This window comes from Methylobacter sp. BlB1 (assembly GCF_015476545.1).
Classification (GTDB): domain Bacteria; phylum Pseudomonadota; class Gammaproteobacteria; order Methylococcales; family Methylomonadaceae; genus Methylobacter.
The window spans coordinates 1-19,223 of the sequence record NZ_JADMKV010000059.1 but is presented as its reverse complement, the minus strand read 5'-3'; the positions used below and the strand labels follow the sequence as shown (position 1 = coordinate 19,223).

18 protein-coding genes and 1 CRISPR repeat array are annotated in these 19,223 nt (G+C 50.1%); of the genes, 16 read left to right on the top strand and 2 right to left on the bottom strand.

What is annotated here, in order from left to right; genetic code table 11:
- The first annotated feature begins 12 nt into the window (after positions 1 to 12).
- The 13 genes from IT781_RS17740 to IT781_RS17680 all read left to right on the top strand — a co-directional run bounded on the left by IT781_RS17740 (position 13) and on the right by IT781_RS17680 (position 14,263).
- Positions 13 to 795 (top strand): DsbC family protein, encoded by a 783-nt coding sequence (locus IT781_RS17740; protein ID WP_194971514.1) that lies wholly within the window; start codon positions 13 to 15, stop codon positions 793 to 795.
- Positions 770 to 1,255, top strand: coding sequence for a type IV conjugative transfer system lipoprotein TraV (traV, locus tag IT781_RS17735; RefSeq protein WP_194971513.1), 486 nt, complete (start codon positions 770 to 772; stop codon positions 1,253 to 1,255). The genes IT781_RS17740 and traV overlap by 26 nt, the downstream gene beginning before the upstream one ends.
- 312 nt (positions 1,256 to 1,567) lie before the next feature.
- Positions 1,568 to 1,861, top strand: a complete 294-nt coding sequence (gene traA / locus IT781_RS17730; protein WP_228779251.1) for a TraA family conjugative transfer protein — start codon at positions 1,568 to 1,570, stop codon at positions 1,859 to 1,861.
- 228 nt (positions 1,862 to 2,089) lie between these two features.
- Positions 2,090 to 4,495: a type IV secretion system protein TraC gene (gene traC, locus IT781_RS17725; RefSeq protein ID WP_194971511.1), complete on the top strand. Its 2,406-nt coding sequence runs from the start codon at positions 2,090 to 2,092 to the stop codon at positions 4,493 to 4,495.
- Positions 4,496 to 4,528: 33 nt separating this feature from the next.
- Complete coding sequence (locus tag IT781_RS17720; RefSeq protein ID WP_194971510.1) at positions 4,529 to 5,239, top strand: hypothetical protein; 711 nt, start codon at positions 4,529 to 4,531, stop codon at positions 5,237 to 5,239.
- Entirely contained in the window at positions 5,236 to 6,264 is a 1,029-nt protein-coding gene (traF, locus tag IT781_RS17715; protein ID WP_194971509.1) for a conjugal transfer protein TraF, read from the top strand. Before IT781_RS17720 ends, traF begins: the two co-directional genes overlap by 4 nt.
- A gap of 11 nt (positions 6,265 to 6,275) precedes the next feature.
- Positions 6,276 to 7,271 carry a S49 family peptidase gene (locus IT781_RS17710; RefSeq protein WP_228779250.1) on the top strand — a complete coding sequence of 332 codons (996 nt, stop codon included), beginning with the start codon at positions 6,276 to 6,278 and terminating at the stop codon, positions 7,269 to 7,271.
- A gap of 65 nt (positions 7,272 to 7,336) precedes the next feature.
- Positions 7,337 to 8,101 (top strand): EAL domain-containing protein, encoded by a 765-nt coding sequence (locus IT781_RS17705; protein ID WP_194971507.1) that lies wholly within the window; start codon positions 7,337 to 7,339, stop codon positions 8,099 to 8,101.
- Between the two features lie 2 nt (positions 8,102 to 8,103).
- Positions 8,104 to 9,465, top strand: coding sequence for a conjugal transfer protein TraH (locus tag IT781_RS17700; protein ID WP_194971506.1), 1,362 nt, complete (start codon positions 8,104 to 8,106; stop codon positions 9,463 to 9,465).
- Positions 9,466 to 9,476: 11 nt separating this feature from the next.
- Complete coding sequence (locus IT781_RS17695) at positions 9,477 to 12,479, top strand: conjugal transfer protein TraG N-terminal domain-containing protein (RefSeq protein WP_194971505.1); 3,003 nt, start codon at positions 9,477 to 9,479, stop codon at positions 12,477 to 12,479.
- A gap of 18 nt (positions 12,480 to 12,497) precedes the next feature.
- The gene (locus IT781_RS17690) at positions 12,498 to 12,818 is read left to right on the top strand and encodes a YbaB/EbfC family nucleoid-associated protein (protein WP_194971504.1); all 321 of its coding nucleotides are present in this window, start codon (positions 12,498 to 12,500) and stop codon (positions 12,816 to 12,818) included.
- 79 nt (positions 12,819 to 12,897) lie between these two features.
- On the top strand, positions 12,898 to 13,665 hold the full coding sequence (locus tag IT781_RS17685; RefSeq protein WP_194971503.1) for a hypothetical protein: 768 nt from the start codon (positions 12,898 to 12,900) through the stop codon (positions 13,663 to 13,665).
- A gap of 193 nt (positions 13,666 to 13,858) precedes the next feature.
- A complete protein-coding gene (locus tag IT781_RS17680; protein ID WP_370527036.1) occupies positions 13,859 to 14,263 on the top strand; it encodes a cold-shock protein in 405 nt (134 codons plus the stop codon).
- A gap of 193 nt (positions 14,264 to 14,456) precedes the next feature.
- Here the strand turns inward: IT781_RS17680 and IT781_RS17675 are convergent, their stop codons facing one another.
- Positions 14,457 to 15,209, bottom strand: coding sequence for a hypothetical protein (locus IT781_RS17675; RefSeq protein WP_194971501.1), 753 nt, complete (start codon positions 15,207 to 15,209; stop codon positions 14,457 to 14,459).
- Between the two features lie 131 nt (positions 15,210 to 15,340).
- Positions 15,341 to 15,735: a CRISPR direct-repeat array (repeat unit 29 nt; unit sequence GGAAACACCCCCATGTGCATGGGGAAGAC).
- 278 nt (positions 15,736 to 16,013) lie between these two features.
- Between IT781_RS17675 and IT781_RS17670 the strand changes: the two genes are divergently transcribed.
- The 3 genes from IT781_RS17670 (at position 16,014) to IT781_RS17660 (ending at position 18,703) form a co-directional block, all read left to right on the top strand.
- Complete coding sequence (locus IT781_RS17670; protein WP_194971500.1) at positions 16,014 to 16,880, top strand: WYL domain-containing protein; 867 nt, start codon at positions 16,014 to 16,016, stop codon at positions 16,878 to 16,880.
- Between the two features lie 191 nt (positions 16,881 to 17,071).
- On the top strand, positions 17,072 to 17,563 hold the full coding sequence (locus tag IT781_RS17665; RefSeq protein WP_194971499.1) for a Panacea domain-containing protein: 492 nt from the start codon (positions 17,072 to 17,074) through the stop codon (positions 17,561 to 17,563).
- 105 nt (positions 17,564 to 17,668) lie between these two features.
- Positions 17,669 to 18,703, top strand: coding sequence for a Fic family protein (locus IT781_RS17660; RefSeq protein ID WP_194971498.1), 1,035 nt, complete (start codon positions 17,669 to 17,671; stop codon positions 18,701 to 18,703).
- A 15-nt stretch (positions 18,704 to 18,718) separates the two neighbouring features.
- On the opposite strand, the gene IT781_RS17655 is transcribed toward IT781_RS17660, so the two are convergent.
- Positions 18,719 to 19,126 carry a hypothetical protein gene (locus tag IT781_RS17655; RefSeq protein WP_194971497.1) on the bottom strand — a complete coding sequence of 136 codons (408 nt, stop codon included), beginning with the start codon at positions 19,124 to 19,126 and terminating at the stop codon, positions 18,719 to 18,721.
- Positions 19,127 to 19,223 lie beyond the last annotated feature (97 nt).

Here is a 19,223-nt window from a genome sequence, read left to right as displayed (position 1 = left end):
TTGGAGAACAAAATGCTTAAAAAACTAGGGTTAGTCATGGCGTTGACGGGCGCATGGGGTCAAGCGCAGGCGGCAGGTCCGGATGCCTCGCAACTAAAAGCGCCGAAAACCGACACGGAAATGACCAAGGAAGTCAAAGAGGTCATGCGCAGCGTGGATGAAGTCAAGCGGCTGCCGGTCACGGGGCTGTCGCTGGTTAAGGCCGGCGACAAGACGTTCCTGATCACGGACAACGGCCATTTCGTGGTCGCCGGCAATTTCAAGCTGGTCGATATGTGGCAGGGCAAGCTCATTGGCTCGGTCGCCGATACGAAAGGCATCGATAAAGTCGACCTGCGCAAGATCGGTTTGAATCCCGATGAATTGTCCACGTTCATGATCGGCTCCGGCAAGAAAGAAGTCGTCATCTTTATCGATCCGCAATGCCCTTATTGCCATAACCTGATCGGCCAGCTTGAACCACTGGGCAAAGAGTACGTGTTTAAACTGGTCCTGATCCCGGTCTTGGGCAAGGAATCGGCCGAGATCAGCAAAAAGCTGATGTGCAACAAAGACAAAGCGCAATCGTTACAAGCGTTGGTCGCTAAGGATTACTCAAAACTGCCTGCGCTGGAACGCAAAGAGGGCGCTTGTGACCTGAAGCCGCTGCAGAAAGCCGTCGTGGCTACAAAACTGCTGGATATTCAAGGCGTGCCTTATATTTTCCTGCCGTCGAAAAACACCTATAAAGGCGGCGCCCAATCCTTCAAAACCTTGCTGGAGAAAGACCTTGAAGACGAAATCAACGGGCGTTAACAAGCCCTTCATGCTGGTGGCTTTAATCGCCGCCGTCAACTTGTCCGGCTGTTCGTTTTTTGCTCTGGGAGGCAGCGAGTTCGGCTGTAAAGGCGGCGTCGATGGCGTGCGCTGTATGTCCGCGCGTCAGGTCTATCAGGCGACCGAATCCTCGGATTATGTCAAAACGGCGTCTGAATCAGAAAAGGAATCCGGGACAGCGGTTCGCGCAACTGGACAGATAGCGGGTAAAAGCCAGGTAGCGGTGCCCCGCATTGAACAGCCGGTGCCTATCCGGACGCAGGCCAAGGTGATGCGAGTCTGGATGGCGCCCTGGGAGGATGAGGACGGCGATCTGCATGCGGACGGGTATCTGTATACCGAGATAGAAAGCCGGCGCTGGAATCTGGGCGATCGTTTCAAGTCGCCCGGCACGGCGATAGCGCCGCTCTCAGCGCCGACTCCGACGACGACACGCTAAAAAACCGCAACGATTGCCGAAAGAAGAGCCCCGAAATCGCTTCGGGGCTTTTTTTTTGCCTATTTTTTTTCGCCCAAAAGCCCAAAAAATGGCCTTTTTGGGCCTCCATCCCACCGAAAGGTCGGCGGAAAACCGTGCCTTTCACTTTCCAACTGAAAGGTCGGTGTATTAGGCCCTCTTTTGATCTGAAATTGTTTAAAGATTTGTAGACAATGATCCCCGTTCCGGAACAGAACCCCGGCCAGTGAATTGCAATAGCTGGCCAAAACTATAAGCCTATTTTTTTGGGAGTTTGTTCCTATGAAACGTTTTTTGACATCTAAAAAAGCTCTTTTAGCCTCTGCTGCCGTTGCCGCGGTTACCCTGGCTTCCAACGACGCGATGGCCGGTACTGCGGGTACTGAGTTTGACGACATTTACACGCTGCTGGTGGGCTGGACGCAAGGCACTTTAGGCAAAATCATTGCCCTGGGCATGTTCATGGTCGGCCTGGCGGCGGGTATCGTTAACCAATCGATCATCGCCGTGGTGATCGGCATCGGCGGTGCTTTGGCTCTGTATTATGCGCCGACCGTTATCAACGGTGTGGTAGCTGCGCTGATCTAATAAGCCCCTATCGCCCGTTGCTCCCTAACGGGCGATACCGGCTCGAACACTTAAAAGGCTGCCCATCCCAACATGCGCAGCCTTTTTTTTGGCCAAATTTTTCTTAAAGAAAAGCGCGATTTGGCTAAGAAAAATTAAAACAGGCTGTTTTTGGGCGTTTTTCGACCCGACAGAAAAATGATCGACCCTCTAAAATAGCGGCTCTGTATTCTTAAAACGGGGATTTTTATGAGCGCATCTGTTTACGAAAAGCATCTGAAGCGACATACCTTAAGGGAGCTCGTCCCGGTCGAAGCCTTCGACGAGGACAGCCAGTTGTTTCTCCTGGCCGACGGGTATATCGGCTTCGGCTTTGTCAGCAAACCCCTGCCTGTCGGCGATGAGTCTGTCACTCAGCGACTGAACGTGCTGTTCACGTTCGATTACCCGAAGGAAAGCTTCATCCAGATCATGCTGATGGGTTCACAGGACATCCGTCCGACGCTGGATCAGATCAAGCAGCTGCGCACGACCAAGGACCCGGCGTTGAAAGATTCCATGGCAAATCGTCTGAACATGCTGACGGAAGGCGCCAGCCAGGCTGTCAGCCTGCACGCCCAGTCTTTTATCCGCGACTATAAAGTGGTTTTCACGGTCAAGCTGCCGCTGGAGAAAAAGGGGCAACTCCCTACCCAACATGAAATGGCCCGGGCCCGTGATCTGCGCCTGTCGTTTGAACAAACTTTGAAATCGGCCGGTTTTGAACCGCAAGCGATGGATGCCGAACGCTACCTGCGCGTGATCGGGCAAATCCTGCACTGGAGCCCGGCTGCCAACTGGCGTAGCCCGGCGTCTTACTACGATCCGACGACGCCGATTAACGAGCAGCTCAGCGAATCGGACGACATGATGCAGATCGATGCCAACGGGGCCTGGCTCGGCCATAAGCGGCTGCGCATCCTGTCGCCCGTGCGGCTACCCGGCAAGATGAGCCTGCAAAACATGCGCCGCATGATCGGCGATCCCTTGACCGGCAACCGCGGCATTCACGGTAACTTTTTCATCAACCTGAACCTCTTCATTCCGGATAACGCCGCCGAAAAGCAGAAAGCCGACAAGGAACGCAACGCCATCAATTATCAGGCTTACGGGCCAATGCTGAAATTCAATCCCAAGCTGCTCTTTAAAAAGGAGAGCACGGATATGCTGTTTCAATCCATCAACGATGGCGACCGGATACTCAAAATCAAATTAAGCGTGGGACTGTTTACCGACTCGCTGGAAAAGAGCAGTACCCGGCTCACGGAAGCGCAGACCTATTTCAGCGAGCTGGGCTGGAGCATGAAGGAGGACAAATACATCACGCTGCCGATGCTGGTCAATGCGATGCCTTTTTGCGCCGACGCCAAAGCCGTGCAATTCCTGCAACGTTACAAGCGCTGCGGCTCCAGGCACGCTGTTGAATTCCTGCCCATTATCTCGGACTGGAGTGGTACTGGGACGCCCCAGCTGACCTTCGTTTCACGGGGCGGACAAATCATGAACATGGATATTTTTGATTCCAACACCAACTACAACACCTGTGTCGTGGCGGCCTCCGGCTCGGGCAAGTCGTTTCTGACCAACGACATCATCACCTCCTATATCAGTTCCGGCGCCAAATGCTGGGTGATCGATATCGGCCGTTCCTACGAGAAGCTGACCAAGGCGATCGACGGTGACTTCGTTGAGTTTGGCGAAGACAGCCACATTTGCCTGAATCCGTTCCAGATTATCAAGAACTATAACGAAGAAGCGGACATGCTGGTCGGCATCATCGTGTCCATGGCCGCGATGGAAGATAAGCTGACTGACCTGCAACTGGCCCGCTTGCGTTCCATCCTGAAAGAACTCTGGAATCAGCATGAACGATCCATGACCGTTGATCAGGTGGCGGAACGGCTACTCCAGGACGAGGACCGGCGTGTCGTGGATATGGGCCATCAGTTGTTCGCGTTCACGTCAGGCGGCGAATACGGGCGCTTCTTCAATGGCGAAAATAACGTCAATTTTAATAATGCGCTGACCTGCCTGGAGCTTGAAGAGCTGAAGGGCCGCAGTCACTTGCAGCAGGTCGTGTTGCTGATTCTGATCTACCAGATCCAGCAGGCCATGTATCTGGGCAATCGCGACCAGCGGAAAATCCTGATCATTGACGAAGCCTGGGACCTGCTGGCCAAAGGCAATATCGCCAGCTTTATCGAGACCGGTTATCGTCGGTTCCGGAAATACAACGGTGCCGCCATTACGATTACCCAATCGTTAAACGACCTGTACAACTCGCCTTCCGGCGTAGCAATCGCCGAAAACTCGGCCAATCTTTACTTGCTCTACCAGAAGCCGGAGACCATCGAATCGATCAAAAGCAAGAACCGGCTCATGATCGGGGAGGGCGGTTATACGTTCCTGAAGTCCGTGCATACCGTTACCGGCCAGTATTCGGAAATCTTCTTCATGACCAGCTATGGCCTGGGGATTGGCCGGCTGATGGTGGATAAGTACACGAAGCTGCTCTATTCGACACATCCCGATGATATTAAAAAGATTGCCGAACGCACCCGTCGCGGCATGACAACCGCCGAAGCAATTGAAGACATTCTGCGTTCTGGCGATTAACCGCTCCCTAAACTAACCCAGAGAGACAACATCATGGCTGAAAATCCACAAAACCCACCCAGTCGCCCAACCCGGGATAATCCGGCCAGGCGACATTTCATCAGCGAGTGCCGCGATAACCGCATTGTCATTAGAGCGCATTTCTCAGCGAATGTGTTCCGCCTCTACCGACGCAATTTTGACCGGTTTTCCCGCGCCGCTTACCTGTTGCGGTTCTATTGCCGCGTCGGTGCCGGCGCCAATGTGGAAAGCGAGCTGACCCGGGAAATCCTTAACTTGATGGAAGAGATCAATGACAACCTGCGCAAGAAGATCACCGTGGCCGATCAGCTTTTGAAAAAAGAGAACGTCAACGCGAGCAAGCCCCAGTTCAACCCGATCAATGCCACTATCATTGATCCATTGGCCAATCGGTTCTTGCAGACCTTAAAAACCGTGCAGGAGCTGGATGAAAAACTGAGCGCTCTCTGGCTGGCCTGCGCCATTGATGACGCGCAGCGGAACCAAGCCCTCTCTGAAATTGACAGCGAAATAAGACGCATCCAGACGAAAACCCGAACGCTTTCGTTAGGTGTCAGAGACCGGGTACAAGCGCGCAACCAGGCCAGACAGCAGGACGACAGCCAGAGCGAAGCGGCTGCATCGGAAACGGACGACAGGGCTATGGCGGCTCAAGACATCAACCCGCAGGCGGAGCCAGAAGAAACAGCTACGCCTGACATGGCCCAAGAAGTCGCGGCGTGATCAGACAGCTCCTGCCGCCCTTAACGCTCGTGCTGGCCTGTTGCGGTCATCCAGTATCCGCTCAGGAAGGGGACAGTGCCGGCTCGTTTTTCAGCGTCTCTGACGGACGGGAGCCGACTGCGTCTGTCTTGGACGGGGCGCCTTTTTATGATGACAAGGAGCGCGGCTGGTTTTGGTACGAAGACCCGGATTCGGAAGAGGACATGGCCGAAATAGAGCCGCCGCCACCGCCGCCTGTGCCGGAGAAAACAACGGAGCCGGCACCGGCGGCCCCGCCAGGGCCCAAGCCCTTATCGGCCGAGTGGTTGCGCAAGAACATGGAAAAGTACCGCGATCAGGCGATCGACGACCCTACTCATGAAAACGTGTCGGCCTACATGTATTTGCAGCGGGTCATGCTCGACAAGGCCGAGAAATTCACCGAGGTTTCCCAGCGCGTGGTCATGGCCGATGCCGTACTGGACGAGAATAGCCGGCGTCCGATCGCCACGTTCGGGGCGTTCGCCAAAGATGAGATGTCGACCCAAGGCACCGAAAAAGCGGCGAAAAAACTGGCTGAAAGTGCAGGGCTGTGGTTCTTCTATGCCAGCAGCTGCGAATTCTGCGTCAAGGAAGCCGGCGTATTGAAAGGCCTGATGAATGCCTATGGCTTTAAGGTGCTCCCTATTGCGCTTGATGGGCTGCCTTTGCCCAGCGGGGCATTTCCGGATTTCACCGTTGACCGGGGCCAGGCGAAAAAATTGGGCGTCGAGACCACGCCCGCGCTATTCCTAGTTAAACCGGGCGAAAGCGGCGGCGCCCTGCAACTGGGACAGGGCTTGTTATCCGGCGATGAAATCATCAAGCGGGCCATCGCCTTATCGTATGAGAACGGCTGGCTGAATGACGATGACTATCAGGACACGCTGAAGGTAAACCCCATCCAAGTAGATAACCGGACCCTTCAGAATATTGACGAAAAGACTGTCAATGATCCCGGCGAATTGGTCAGGATCATTCGCAATAATTTAAGACAACAATTGTAGTGAGCGCCAAGATGGAAAACCCTAACCCTGTTCCCGCTGAAGACCCGCTATCAGAGGCAGCGATCAAGACGCTGCTGGCTGACCGTATTTTGTCTGACCTGTTGAGCGAAAGACAATCCGAGCGCCGCTGGCGATGGGTGAAACGCATCACCTTTTCGGCGACAGGCTTAGGTCTTTTTGCCTTATACCTGTTTTTTTACGCGAGCAGCCTGGGTTATAGATTGATGCCGCATTCAGAGGTGGTGGCTATCGTCAATGTCGCTGGCCCGATAGGTGCTGGCGAGCTGGCGTCGGCCGATGAACTGGTGCCAGTACTGGAAGACGCGTTTGAGTCAACTCAAGTCAAGGCGATCGCTTTGAATATTAACAGTCCCGGCGGCCAGCCTTTTGAATCCGAACGTGTCGCACAGACTATTGACCGTTTAAAAGCTGAAACCGGGAAACCTGTATATGCCTTTATCGGCAATCTCGGTGCTTCCGCCGCTTACCTGCTCGCGCTTCATGCGGACAAAATTGTGGCAGGCCGCTATAGCCTCGTTGGCTCGATCGGCGCTGTCATAACCGGGTGGGATTTCCACAAGCTGGCCGAGAAACTGGAAGTCAACCAGCGCATTTATGCTTCCGGCGTTCATAAAAACATGCTGAATCCCTTCGTGGCCATGTCGCCACAATCGGAAGCGAAAGCGCAGCAAATGGTTGAGCAAATGGCCGTGCTATTTTCCAACGAATTCAAGGCCAGACGTTCGGGCAAATTGCGAACCGGCTACGACTATACGACGGGTGAGATATGGGGCGGCGAGGAAGCGCTGGCGCTCGGCCTGATTGATGAAATCGGCACCCTTGAGTCGGTCATCAGCCGGGAATGGCAAGTGCCCGGGCATGATTTTGGCCCCACAGCCCAGCCCAAAGGACTTTTGCCGCGGCTGGGCATGGAGATAATCGAGCAGATTCTGGCGTTGGTTACCTCCAAAGACGCGCTCAAACATAGTCTTTGGATGCCGCGGTAAACGTTAATTTTCTGCACCGATTCTCGCATTCAGATAACGCTGAACAATAATTTTTAAAAAGCAATATGCATACTAAAGATCGATACGTACCTTTATTCACGCCCCGATTCCATCTGGCCGACGCCACGATGGTCGGCATGGAAGTTCACGTGAAACGCGGACAAAAACTGTTAAAAGCTCAGGATACTTTCAAGTTAATTCAATCCGGCAACGGAAAACCCTTGCTGGCGGATATCCATGCCCATGTGTCGAAATGGCTTCATAAATCCGGGCGGCCGATTTATGTGTCGCTGGGGCTCGATCGCCAAACCAAAGCAAATGATCTGGAGCTGTTCCTGGATGAGTTGACTTCATCGCTGCCTTCGGTTTCGTTGGAAATCGTGATTGATGCGCGCGATCTGGAAGGGTGCCAGGCGCTTGAACAATCCCGGCCGCTGTTTGAACGCTTGCGGGAGCGCCAGATCAGGGCTGGCTTGTTTCATTCGCGGCTTTTTGAATTCGATTCGAAAGGCGTCTGCGAGTACATCGATGTGTTCAAGATTAAAAAAGGCGCCATCATGGAGATGCGGGAAGATTTATCCATCGCTTCACAAGCGCACGGCGTCATCGAAAAACTGAATGCCGCGCATATCCAGATCATTGCCGATGACCTGTATTCGAAATCCGACGTCACCTGCGCCATTTTGATGGGCATCAAGTACGGACAAGGCTATTTCCTGTCAAGAAACCAGACCAGGCTAAAAAAGGCTGTTAAAACCCCGACCAAAAAACCCGGCAATCATTTTTACCAATGCCGGATGGATTGTTTCCACGATATCGTCTGGATCTGATCATGCGAAACCGTACCCTGTTATCGCTCATCTGCTTGTCGCTGTTCATGGTCAGCCCTGCCAAGGCAGGACTGGATAGCGAATTAAACGGCATGTTCAACGACATGATCAATGTCACGCAGGCCGACGCCTATCAAACGCAACGGCGCGGGGTGATCACCGGCGGCAGTCTCTCGATGCGCAACAAGGTGGTGCATCCTAATCTGATTTCATTCGTGCCGCCGGACATCAAAGGCGGCTGTGGCGGAATTGATCTGTTCGGCGGCTCTTTCTCCTATATTAATAGCGCGCAGTTTACCCAACTTATGCGCAGCATTGCCCAGGCGGCGGTCGGTTACGCGTTTCAACTGGCCATTGAGGGAATGTGTCCCACTTGCGCGCAAATTATATCGAAGCTACAAAAAGACGTGGCGACCCTCAACTCGCTCATGCGTAATTCATGCGAGGCAGCTCAAAATCTTGTCAATGCAACAGGATTAAGAGCGTGGCGTGACAAAGAAGTCTATGAAGCCGGTGGACTGACCGCTAAACATGGTTACCTGGAGGACTTCTTTAAGGCCAAGGAAGGCACAACCGATTCTCCGGCCAAGGTGATGATCGCTCATGGAGCAGTGAATGAAATTACCGGCAACATCGTCTATGAAGCCCTGCAGGCATCAAATGCAGCCAATTGGTATGCCAGTAATGATGAACAGATGAAAATGGTCATGATGAGTCTGACCGGCACAATCATCCGCAACGTAAAAAGCGATAATTCGGATGCTCAGTATGATACTCGCCCAGCGCTTTTGAGTATCCGGGATTTCATCGAAGGCGGGCAGGTAACTATCTATAAATGCGAGAGTTCAAAATGTCTGCTGCCTAACGGTAATAACAGTCAGGTTATTACTATCACCGGCATGCGGCCGAAGATCAGGAAAATGCTTTTCGGCACCGGATCGGGCGCTACGGGAACGGGCGGGATTGTCAGAAAATTGGCTAGCAAGGCCCCTGCCGATCAATTCGATAATGATGAGCAGAAATTCATTGCCGCCACATCGCCGGGCGCCTATGGCTTATTGAGACGTTTGAGCACTGAAATAAACTCGGCTGGTCTTGCCGGGGACAGGATGGTTGACATACAGGCGATCGAGCTTACCAATTATTTCGTCGAAGAAATGTATGATGCCATCAGAAACGCTGTTGAGGGTACGGGAAGGCCCATGGATTCATCCATGCTCCAGGTCATGCGTGACAAGAAAGAACAAATTAATTCGCAACGGGCCATTGCCAATAACGCAATAGCGGGTTTAAACACCCTGCTTTCCTTACAGGAAAGCCTGGTCAAGTCGCTAAGAGAACCTTTGAACCATAAAGTCCATTAAGGAAATTCGGTATGACGTACGACATTTTAAGCATTGGCGATAGCGAAATGCTGTATGAAGCCTTTAAGGGCGTCGCGATGATCTTCGGCAATAACAGCCTGAACAAGCTCATCAACGCCGGGTTTGTGCTGGGGGTTTTGCTAATTTCGATTAATTACCTGACCAATCAGGAATTCCCGTTGCGCTATTCGCTGGTCGCGCTGATTGCCTATTCAGTGTTATTCATACCGAAAGCGACGGCTGTTATCGAGGATGTCTATACCGGTCAGGTAAGGACGGTTGATAGTGTGCCATTAGGCGTCGTTGTGCCCATGTCCGTCATCTCCACGATGGGCGTCAAGATGACAGAGATGTTCGAAACAGCCTTTTCAACACCCGCTGAAGCCAGCCTGTTAAATGACGGCTATCTGAGATCGCTGAACACGTTAGTTAAATTACAGCATATCGGACTTGGTACGGCTGGATCGGATTCGTCATTGTCCGGCAGCCTGGGTGAAACGCTGAACGCCTATATCGAAAGTTGCGTCATGTTCGATTTGGAACGAGGCGGCAGTGAGGCGGAAGTCACTCTGGAAGGACTGCAAAAATCCGAGGATCTGCTAAGTGCGCTAGTCACTTCGTTCGTTAATATCGATATCCTGGTGAAGTTGCCGTCATCCGGTCCCGCCGGAACGCAGAAAAACTGCAAAGGCGCTTATCAGGATATCGTCAATTACATGAAGTCCACTGAGTTTTCAGAAGCGCTGGACAGGTATGTGTCAGGCCTGCTCGGCATTCAAGATCCTTCGAAGACAGCCACGGATGCCATTGATCAGGCGGCTGCTGCACTGGATCAGGCACAGATTGATTCACAGGAGTACATGAGAAACGCCTTGCTGGCGTCCTATCTGAAGGACGGTCCGGTCGCCTTCATCCAGCGCCAGGGTAAAGAGCAGCTCAACCTGCAATGGGCCAGCGAGCAATCGATGTTCAATGAGATTGCGAGGCCGTTGATGGCCTTTGTCGAAATGTTCACGGTGGCCATTTCGCCGATTGTGGCCTTCCTGACCACGCTGGGGCCTGTCGGCATGACCATGCTGGTGCGCTATGTGCAGATGATGATCTGGATCTCGCTATGGGGACCGCTGATGGCGGTATGCAATCTATACATTACCATTGTGACCTCGCGAGCGCTGGAAACGATTGCAGAGAATGGAGAAGCCAACGGATCCGGATTGACCGCCATGATCAACCATGACCAATTGTATGGGACACTGGAAACCTGGCTGTCGGCCGGCGGCATGCTGGCATCCAGTGTGCCGGCTCTGGCCTTGATGATCGTCTACGGCGGTTCGGTGGCGGCCACCAACTTGTCCAGCAAAATGATGTCAGGCGCTTCCAGCAGCGTTGATCCCAGCCGATTGAGGCCTGACGCCTACCAGTCGACGCCCGCCATGACTCTGGGATCTCAGACGGAAGCTTCGCCGAATACCGGAACCAAGCAGTCCGGTATGGCCGATACCAGTATTTCATCGTCATCCACGATTGGAAGAGCGAAGCAGAGCGCCGCTGGCTCAGTTCGCAGTGCCAGTGCGACCGCAAACGAAACCATGAGTAAGATCAATCAGCTTTCAAATCGATCCGGCACGATGAGCAGCGTCGCCAATGCGACTACCAGCGCCGTGAACCAAACGCTCTTATCTGGAAAAGGATGGACAACGAGTGACGGCAGGACTGTCAGCGATACTGCCTCGATGTCATCGGCGGAATCAGAAGCAATTAAGGCCGGTGTCAACGCCGGCTTGAATGCAGGTCTCGGTGGAGACAAGCGTTTCATGAAGGCCGCTGTTGAATCATCCTTGGATTCTGTGGCCGGCATGACTGCAGAAAGAAAACAAGCATTATCCGATTTGACTTCACAAACCTACACTAAAACAGATCAATACCAGGAGTTAACAAATTCTAGCAATGGCAAATCGACAACCAGCACCAATCAAAGCTTTCAGGCTTCTGAAGAAATGCAAGCGCTTGGCAAGCAATACCAAAGCCAGTTGCAAGCCGTTCAACAAGCAGAGGAGCGCTATTCTGAAATGGCGTCTATACAGGATTCCAATGCGAAATCCCTTACTATGGCGACATGGCAATTTGGTCCAGCGCTTAATAAAGCAGGAGCGTTGGCTGATATATCCAATGCTAACAGGGATTTAGAAGAGAAAATGGGGCCACAAGCCTATGCCAAACTGAGTAGTGAAGCGCAATATGAGATCAATAGCTCAAGCGCATCTGGCTTGTTCGGTGACGATCGCGAAGCGCTTGCGGGGTTCTTAAAACTTAACAGCGCAGATCCTGTCGCCGCGGCAAAAATCTTCAACGATTATCTGTTACCCACAACAAGCGGCGCCGGCGTGGATATTAGCCCAAGCGAATTCAAGAATAACAGCCAACCAGTGGACAGCATTGTCAGCACTGACATGGCCGAAGGATTCAGATCAAAAGCCAAAGGTGATGCCGGTGACCAAGATTCTGATGTCGGTCTTGAAAGCCGTGGCGGGCGCCCATCTGCGCTCAAGCAATCGGTATCCCATACAGCGCCTCATCAAGCTGCCGGCAAAGATAGCAATTCCAGCAGCTCAAGATCAGGCAAAACTGCTAAGACAGGAAGCCCATCGACATCTGGGGCAGGGCCGCGCGCTAAAGTGGAAGCAGTGCTCAAGCAGGGCGGTCTCCGTAATCCTGATGAAGTCAGAAGGAATATTGGAGACGGCGGAAAGTTGAAGAATGAAGCAATTGATGGGACTGAAATGCTTAAACGTTCTGGCTCAAATTTCGGCGAGGCAAGTTCTGATATAGTCAGTGATGCGGCAACGGCAGGCCGAGAAAAAATTGAATCCTTCCAGGATGATTTAACTGTCTATGGAAAACAATCACTTGATAATATGAAAAGAGATTTGGGCATTAAAGACAAAAAACCGTCAAGTTCAGATGTTCCACATGCACCATCGGATAACGATTTACCACCCATACCACAAAAGTAATTTATTAAAGGAAATTTCATGTTGAAATCTAATAAAAAGAAAAAACCTAACCCTCAAAAATTGGGCCAAATTTACAAACGCCAGCTTGATCAGGCCAAGCAGGAATTCGAACAACTGGAATTCCCTTGCGAAAGCGAGAGAGGCGAGGTTAAAGTCGTGCTTACCGGGCGCCGCCAGATAAAGACCCTTGTACTTGCGCCAGAAATCATGCAAGGTGAGAAAGATCGAGCTGAAGGGTTGATCATCGCTGTAGTAAACCAGGCATTAACAACGGTCAGGGATGCCAATGTCCAGTTGACTGACGCAGTCGCGAAGAAATTTAATGCGCAGTATGGCTAACTTAACTCTGTGCCCATAAATGAGTGGGCACATTTTCTTTATCTTCTTGGCTGGAGTCAGGCAGTAATGGAATAAATACATGACAGAATGCAACGAAAGTACAAGTTTTACCTTTCTTCCCTTCAACGTAGGACATTATGTCGTAGATGGTATTGTTTTCCAGGATGTTGGCTGGGCATGGTGCTCAATATATAACGAGAACGGGAGTGAATTTGTTTTTGCCATCGGATGGCGCAAAGAAGGTGTTGCTCTTGATGCTTTAAGAAAGATATGCAGAAACCATTTATTCGGGTGGAGCGAAGCGAAGACAACATTCTATGAGCAATGGTATGCGCCTCTTGATGACGAAATGACTCATTGTTGGAAGGTATTTTCAATCAGTTCAATACCACACCATGATAACTCGTTATGCATTCGGCCTATAAAAGTTACTATTTTTCGGCATGATGGATGGTTATTAGATAGTGAATTGAAGCGTTCCTGCGCACGCTTCAAAGGGTGGTATCAAGGTAATCGAATGAGGATCATGAAGAATCCATTGCCCTTGATGCTCCAGTCTTGCGACTTATATAATCTGCCCGGTTATCTCTTGTATGGTAGGATAGACGGAACACGTGAGCGGTTACTAGAGTGGCCAACACATGATTACCAATGGTTAAAAAAGCGAGCTTCAATATGGTCAGCACGCGGAGCAACCAAAATGTGTTTCAGAAAAAGTAGCTTGGCGTGGGATATAGAGGATCATGGCTGGATTGATCAGGAAACAGATGCCTTAATAATGCGAGCCATCGAGCAATATGGAGATGATTTTGAAATTTCGGATGTGCTACGTTTTGGTATTGCTTGATGTAAATAAACAATAAAGTACTCTTTTTATATTCGAGTTACTTTCCTGTAGGTTACGATATTTCAATTATGTTTCCAGACGAATCATTCCTTAACAGACAGATCGAGCGCTTTAATTTATGAGAAAAGTGGCAACATCCGTATAGTCATCAAGTAAATATAAAAAAAACAAGGGAGTAACTATGAGAGGCACAGTGAAATGGTTCAGCTCTGAGAAAGGTTACGGCTTTATCACTTCAGAGTCGGGCGAAAATCACTATTTTAATGTTCAGGGTGTTAAAGGAGCATCTTTGCCGGCTAATGGCGACTCTGTTAGTTTCGAATCCAAATCCGGTAGTAAGGGTTTAAGGGCCATTAACGTCAGCATTACAGAAAAGGTCATAACACCGGCGAGTGAAGATTGTAGGATTTATTGCGATCATTGCGGTAGAAAAATAGTCCCTAAAATCATCACATATCAAGGCAATCCTGAAAAATCTGTCTGCCCATACTGTGCCGGGACCGTTAAAGACTTCAGGTCTAAAAAGAGAGATTTAGCGATCTACCTGAGCTATGCTTTTATAGCTTTCATTGTGTATGCCATTTTTACTCACAAATAAAATTCGCGCATCTTTTGTAGTTCAATGTCAGATCTCATAATTCCTGAAATAAATCTCACAATTGTGAAATGAAACCTCAAAATTTATGAAATGGCTAATATAAATTGATACTTTATTTGTCAACTTACACCGGCGTAGAAAAAAGCCAGCCTATGCACTAACATAAGCTGGCTGGTCAATCTGGATCTCGATACTATTGCTTGCTTTGTGAAGCATTCTGCTTCGCCTCATCAAGAACCCGGTGCCATTCAGCGATAGCGGCCTCGTCTTGCTTTAGTCGTTGAATTTTCGCCGTCGCCATTTGCACTAGTTGATCCGGATCATTTTCCCGATACCGGGAAACAAATTGCTGAAGCTTTTCGATATCACGCGATCTAAACGCTTCGGAAAACTCAGAAGAATAGATCTGGTGATCCGCCTGTGCTGTACGATCCTTAACCCGATCCAGCAGTCCGGACTCCAGCACAACTTGCTGAAGTTTAGCATGATCAAGTGAAACGCTAGTGCCGGCAGCAAGACAGAAAGTCATCGCGCACGAAACAATATCCCGTCCAATCGTGTAAGCAATATCGACGCTAGAAAAATAGCTCGTGCATAACCAATACCATTTATCGTCATCGATACTCGGTGTGCAATGGGCATGATGCTTGCTCAATCGTCTGTCAAAAACTGGAGCAATGCTGCGCAGATGTCCATTGACGAACAAAATTTCTTGGTTGTCGTTAGCGCGCTGCGTGATAGGTTGGTCGGACGGCCCGTCCACGACTTGCCAGCGGCCATCTATTTTTTCCACAACCGAATAATAACCTAGACCGACAGGTTCGGTGGCGATGATGATGCCCGGCGCCAATGGCTCCAGCGCCAGGGCTCTATTAGTCTGAACTTGGGCGCAAGCCGACAAACAGGCCAGCAAAGCTATCAAAATAAGCTTTAATATTTTCCGCATAAGATTTCACCATTTTTTTTTATTAAAGTAAGGTTACTCACGAGCATACGGCAGGTCGAAGTAAATGCAACCAGCGAAAATTCAAAGAGATGATGAATTGAATAATCTTCCCTGCAGAACATAGGTTAGTGGGAACCCCCCCATGCTTATGGGGAAGACCGCATTTCCTCCGCCAACGTCCAAAGCGCCTTAGAAACACCCCCATGCGTATGGGGAAGACCAGGTAAACTGCTTGACGTAGATGCCGAGCGGAGAAACACCCCCACAAGGCGTGGGGAAGATGATCGCCAAACTAAAGCGGATGATCTGAAACTGGAAACACCCCCATGTGCATGGGGAAGACGATGGCCGCCGCATACCGATCTTTATGGATGAGGAAACACCCCCATGTGCATGGGGAAGACCCTGGCTCGGCGCTATGAGTATGAGCTGCGGTGGAAACACCCCCATGTGCATGGGGAAGACTTGTTGTATGGCTCAATGAGTTCTTTGGCGACAGAAACACCTCCATGTGCATGGGGAAGACCAATCTCGCCGACAATCTGACAATGATTTAAAACGTGTCGTCCGGCCCGTTTTTCACCAGAATAGGTCTGATAAGTTTTGGCCAAACAATCATTTAGCTGAAGCGCATCAATGCAAGAATTCCTGGGGAGCTGGCGTCTGAACACGTGGTTTGATTCCTTATTACAAGTCTATCCTATTCATCTACAAAGACTATTAGTTGCAAAATGAAATTAAGGCGCTAGATTTATATGTTATAATAATTTATATGTAAACTAACTATGCACATAATCTAGCATCATGACTCAGCTTTTGCAACAGGATTTAAAATGGGAACAACGGCAACGCTTAACGTTGCTGGAGACGACAGTATTCTGGAGCGGGAGCGTGTCCACTAATGCCTTAATGGATAATTTCGGCATCAGCCGAGTACAAGCATCGAAGGATTTAACGCTTTATCAGGCGATGTGTCCCGATAACATTCGCTACGATAAGTTTTTAAAAAGGTATGTAATTGAAGCCACTTTTAAACCCACTTTTATGGAAGGGACTGCCAGGGAATTTTTACAGGTTTTGAAAGTACAGCGGGTCGGAGCCCGTGGTGCTGTACTGACTCTGATCAATAATCTACCGACTGTTGAGATTGTTGAATCGATATTCAGGCAAATCAATCGAGCGGTCTTGCAGACAGTCAACCAGGCGATAGTGACAGGTAAAGAAATACGCGTATGCTATCAGTCAATGACTCGGCCAGTGCCGACAGAGTTGCAGTTGTCCCCCCATGCGCTAGTCTTTGATGGACTGCGCTGGCATATGCGGGCTTTCAGCCGGACTCATAACGAATTTCGGGATTTTGTCATAGCACGTGTGCTATCAGCTGAATTTATTGGCGTAACTGATATCAATTCTTCTAATGATCTGGCTTGGCAGCAATTTGTCACCGTCAGAATCGGCCCGCATCCGGGGCTAAGCGATAGCCAGAAAGCGGCAATTGAATTTGATTATGCAATGGAAAACGGCGTTCTAGAGCACAAGGTGAGGGCAGCTGTTGCGTCTTATTTTCTAAAGGCGATGAGGATCGGCCCTGATGACAAAGAGCGCGAGGCAGTTGTTCAGCAGATTATTTTATTGAACAGAAATGAATTGAAAGATTATTTGTTGTTCTAGAGCATTTATCAATCATGTCTCTCAGCGCTGTACCGGCCTCAATAAACGCTGCAATTTTACCGGTTTGCCCGAACTCATTTTTTTGTTCGATAATACAAACCATATCTTTAACAAGGGGAGTTGTGATGTTCAATGAGCGTAAAGTTGCCCAAATGGCCGCCTTTTTCCTAGGGCAAGTCCAGGGAGGCCGTATGTCACATCTGAAACTGATGAAACTTCTGTATCTTGCAGAGCGGGAAGCGTTACGTTCTCTCGGCCTCCACCTAACAGGTGATCATCTTGTCTCCATGCCGCATGGGCCTGTTCTATCGATGACGCTTAATCTGATGGATGGCGATATAGAATCACATCCAGGCGGTTGGGAAGATTGGATAACCGACAAGGAAAATCATGAACTTTCGCTGAGAAAACCTTTTGATCCATCCAGCTTAGACGAACTTGCGCCTGCTGAGATTGACGTTCTGGCGGCCGTATGGAACCAATTCGGCGCGATGGACAAGTGGAAGATCCGCGACTGGACACATACATACTGCCAAGAATGGACAGATCCACACGGCCCTTCTTTTCCCATTACTTATCGTCAACTCGCCAGAGCAATTGGCTTCGACACAGAAGCTGCCGGCATACTAGCCTCCCAAATCGAAGGCGAACAGGAAATTGACAAGCTCTTTGCCACCTTATGAACCTGTCCCTTCTTTTCAAACAGTCTACTTTATTGACACTATCAAGCCCAAATAACGATCCAAACCCTAAATACCTAATTTATCGGAACAGCAGAGAACGCTTGAATGGCGAATCAAAAGAGCTATCAGCCGCCCTATATCATTACCCCAACAATATTGAATCTGGTCGCCGAAATCAGCGAGCAGATCGGACGTTACACGATCCTGGCTGAACAAAACCTGACACCGCGCTTACGTCGGGAAAACCGGATCCGCACCATTCAAGCATCGCTGGCGATTGAGAACAATACACTGACTTTAGAACAAGTGACAGCGGTTATAGATGGCAAACGCGTACTCGGCTTGCCCCGCGAAATTCAGGAAGTCCATAATGCCTTTGCCGCTTACGAAGCCATGGAAAACTGGCATCCTGCCTCCGAAGCCGATTTGTTGGCAGCACATGGATTGCTAATGTCAACCTTGGTCGATCAACCGGGTATGTATCGTACCGGCGGTGTCGGCATATTCCGTGGCAAGCAATTAGTGCATATGGCGCCGCCTGCCGATCGAGTGCCTTATCTGATGGCCGATTTGTTGGCTTGGTTGAAACGTACTGAAGAGCATCCTTTAGTTGCCAGTTGCCTGTTTCATTATGAACTGGAGTTCATTCATCCTTTTACTGACGGCAATGGACGTATGGGGCGATTATGGCAAACCCTGATTCTGCGCCACTGGAAACCCTTGTTGGCTTATTTGCCTGTGGAAACAGTTATTCGTGAGCGCCAGAATAATTATTATCGCGTCTTGGCTGAAGCAGATGAATGTGCAGAGGCTACGCCATTCGTCGAGTTTATACTCCAAGCTTTATCAGATACTATTGGAGAGGCAGTCTCTACCGACCAAGTAAGCGACCATGTAACCGACCAAGTAAAACGACTGCTTGAAGTCATCGGTAACAAAGAAATCAATAGCACCGACTTAATGCAAACACTAGGATTGTCTCACCGGCCAACATTCAGAGACAATTATCTGAACCCGGCTTTAGAGGGGAGCTGGTTAGAGCGCACTCAACCCGACTCACCAAGAAGCCCTACACAGCGTTATAGACTTTCTAAAAAAGGGAAGCTGTGGTTACAAAGTGAGGATAAAAGTAAAAGCTAACCATAGTAGTGAAAATTACTCAGATTGTGGTGAAGCATTCTGTTTCGGCGGATTCTTTGCCGCCAGGTCTTCTTCCAGGGAATGCCCCAAGGCCTGCAAGCCTTTCACCAGATAATCAATCATTTGCTCTTCATCGGCCTGCGTTGTCGCATCCGGCAGCAGAATGGCTTTAAGGCCATGGGTCATGAAGGCATCCAATTTAGCTTGAACGACCTTGGGCATCAGCAGGGCAAATGCATCAAAATCATCAGCGGCTTGTTCCAATTGAGTCTGTGCAGCATTGCTGTCCTGGACAGGCTGAGTCAGGCTGACTGCCGGCTTCTGACCGGCCTGCGCGTCAGAATCAATAATAGCGGATTCGGCATGCGCCAGGCCCCAGCAAAACAAACACGACAACAATAAAGGGATCTTAAATTTGCACATAGTTATCAATAACTCACATCGATCGATACGGGCGTAGATAATGCGTGCGCATCATCCATGGCCGTAATGGTTACCTGGGCTGACTGCGGCGAGCCCG

Coding starts and splice junctions, on each gene's coding strand:
- IT781_RS17740 (WP_194971514.1), top strand. CDS start 13: ATGCTTAAAAAACTAGGGTTAGTCATGGCGTTGACGGGCGCATGGGGT.
- traC (WP_194971511.1), top strand. CDS start 2,090: ATGAGCGCATCTGTTTACGAAAAGCATCTGAAGCGACATACCTTAAGG.
- IT781_RS17720 (WP_194971510.1), top strand. CDS start 4,529: ATGGCTGAAAATCCACAAAACCCACCCAGTCGCCCAACCCGGGATAAT.
- IT781_RS17710 (WP_228779250.1), top strand. CDS start 6,276: ATGGAAAACCCTAACCCTGTTCCCGCTGAAGACCCGCTATCAGAGGCA.
- IT781_RS17705 (WP_194971507.1), top strand. CDS start 7,337: ATGCATACTAAAGATCGATACGTACCTTTATTCACGCCCCGATTCCAT.
- IT781_RS17700 (WP_194971506.1), top strand. CDS start 8,104: ATGCGAAACCGTACCCTGTTATCGCTCATCTGCTTGTCGCTGTTCATG.
- IT781_RS17695 (WP_194971505.1), top strand. CDS start 9,477: ATGACGTACGACATTTTAAGCATTGGCGATAGCGAAATGCTGTATGAA.
- IT781_RS17690 (WP_194971504.1), top strand. CDS start 12,498: ATGTTGAAATCTAATAAAAAGAAAAAACCTAACCCTCAAAAATTGGGC.
- IT781_RS17685 (WP_194971503.1), top strand. CDS start 12,898: ATGACAGAATGCAACGAAAGTACAAGTTTTACCTTTCTTCCCTTCAAC.
- IT781_RS17675 (WP_194971501.1), bottom strand. CDS start 15,209: ATGCGGAAAATATTAAAGCTTATTTTGATAGCTTTGCTGGCCTGTTTG.
- IT781_RS17670 (WP_194971500.1), top strand. CDS start 16,014: ATGACTCAGCTTTTGCAACAGGATTTAAAATGGGAACAACGGCAACGC.
- IT781_RS17665 (WP_194971499.1), top strand. CDS start 17,072: ATGTCACATCTGAAACTGATGAAACTTCTGTATCTTGCAGAGCGGGAA.
- IT781_RS17660 (WP_194971498.1), top strand. CDS start 17,669: ATGGCGAATCAAAAGAGCTATCAGCCGCCCTATATCATTACCCCAACA.
- IT781_RS17655 (WP_194971497.1), bottom strand. CDS start 19,126: ATGTGCAAATTTAAGATCCCTTTATTGTTGTCGTGTTTGTTTTGCTGG.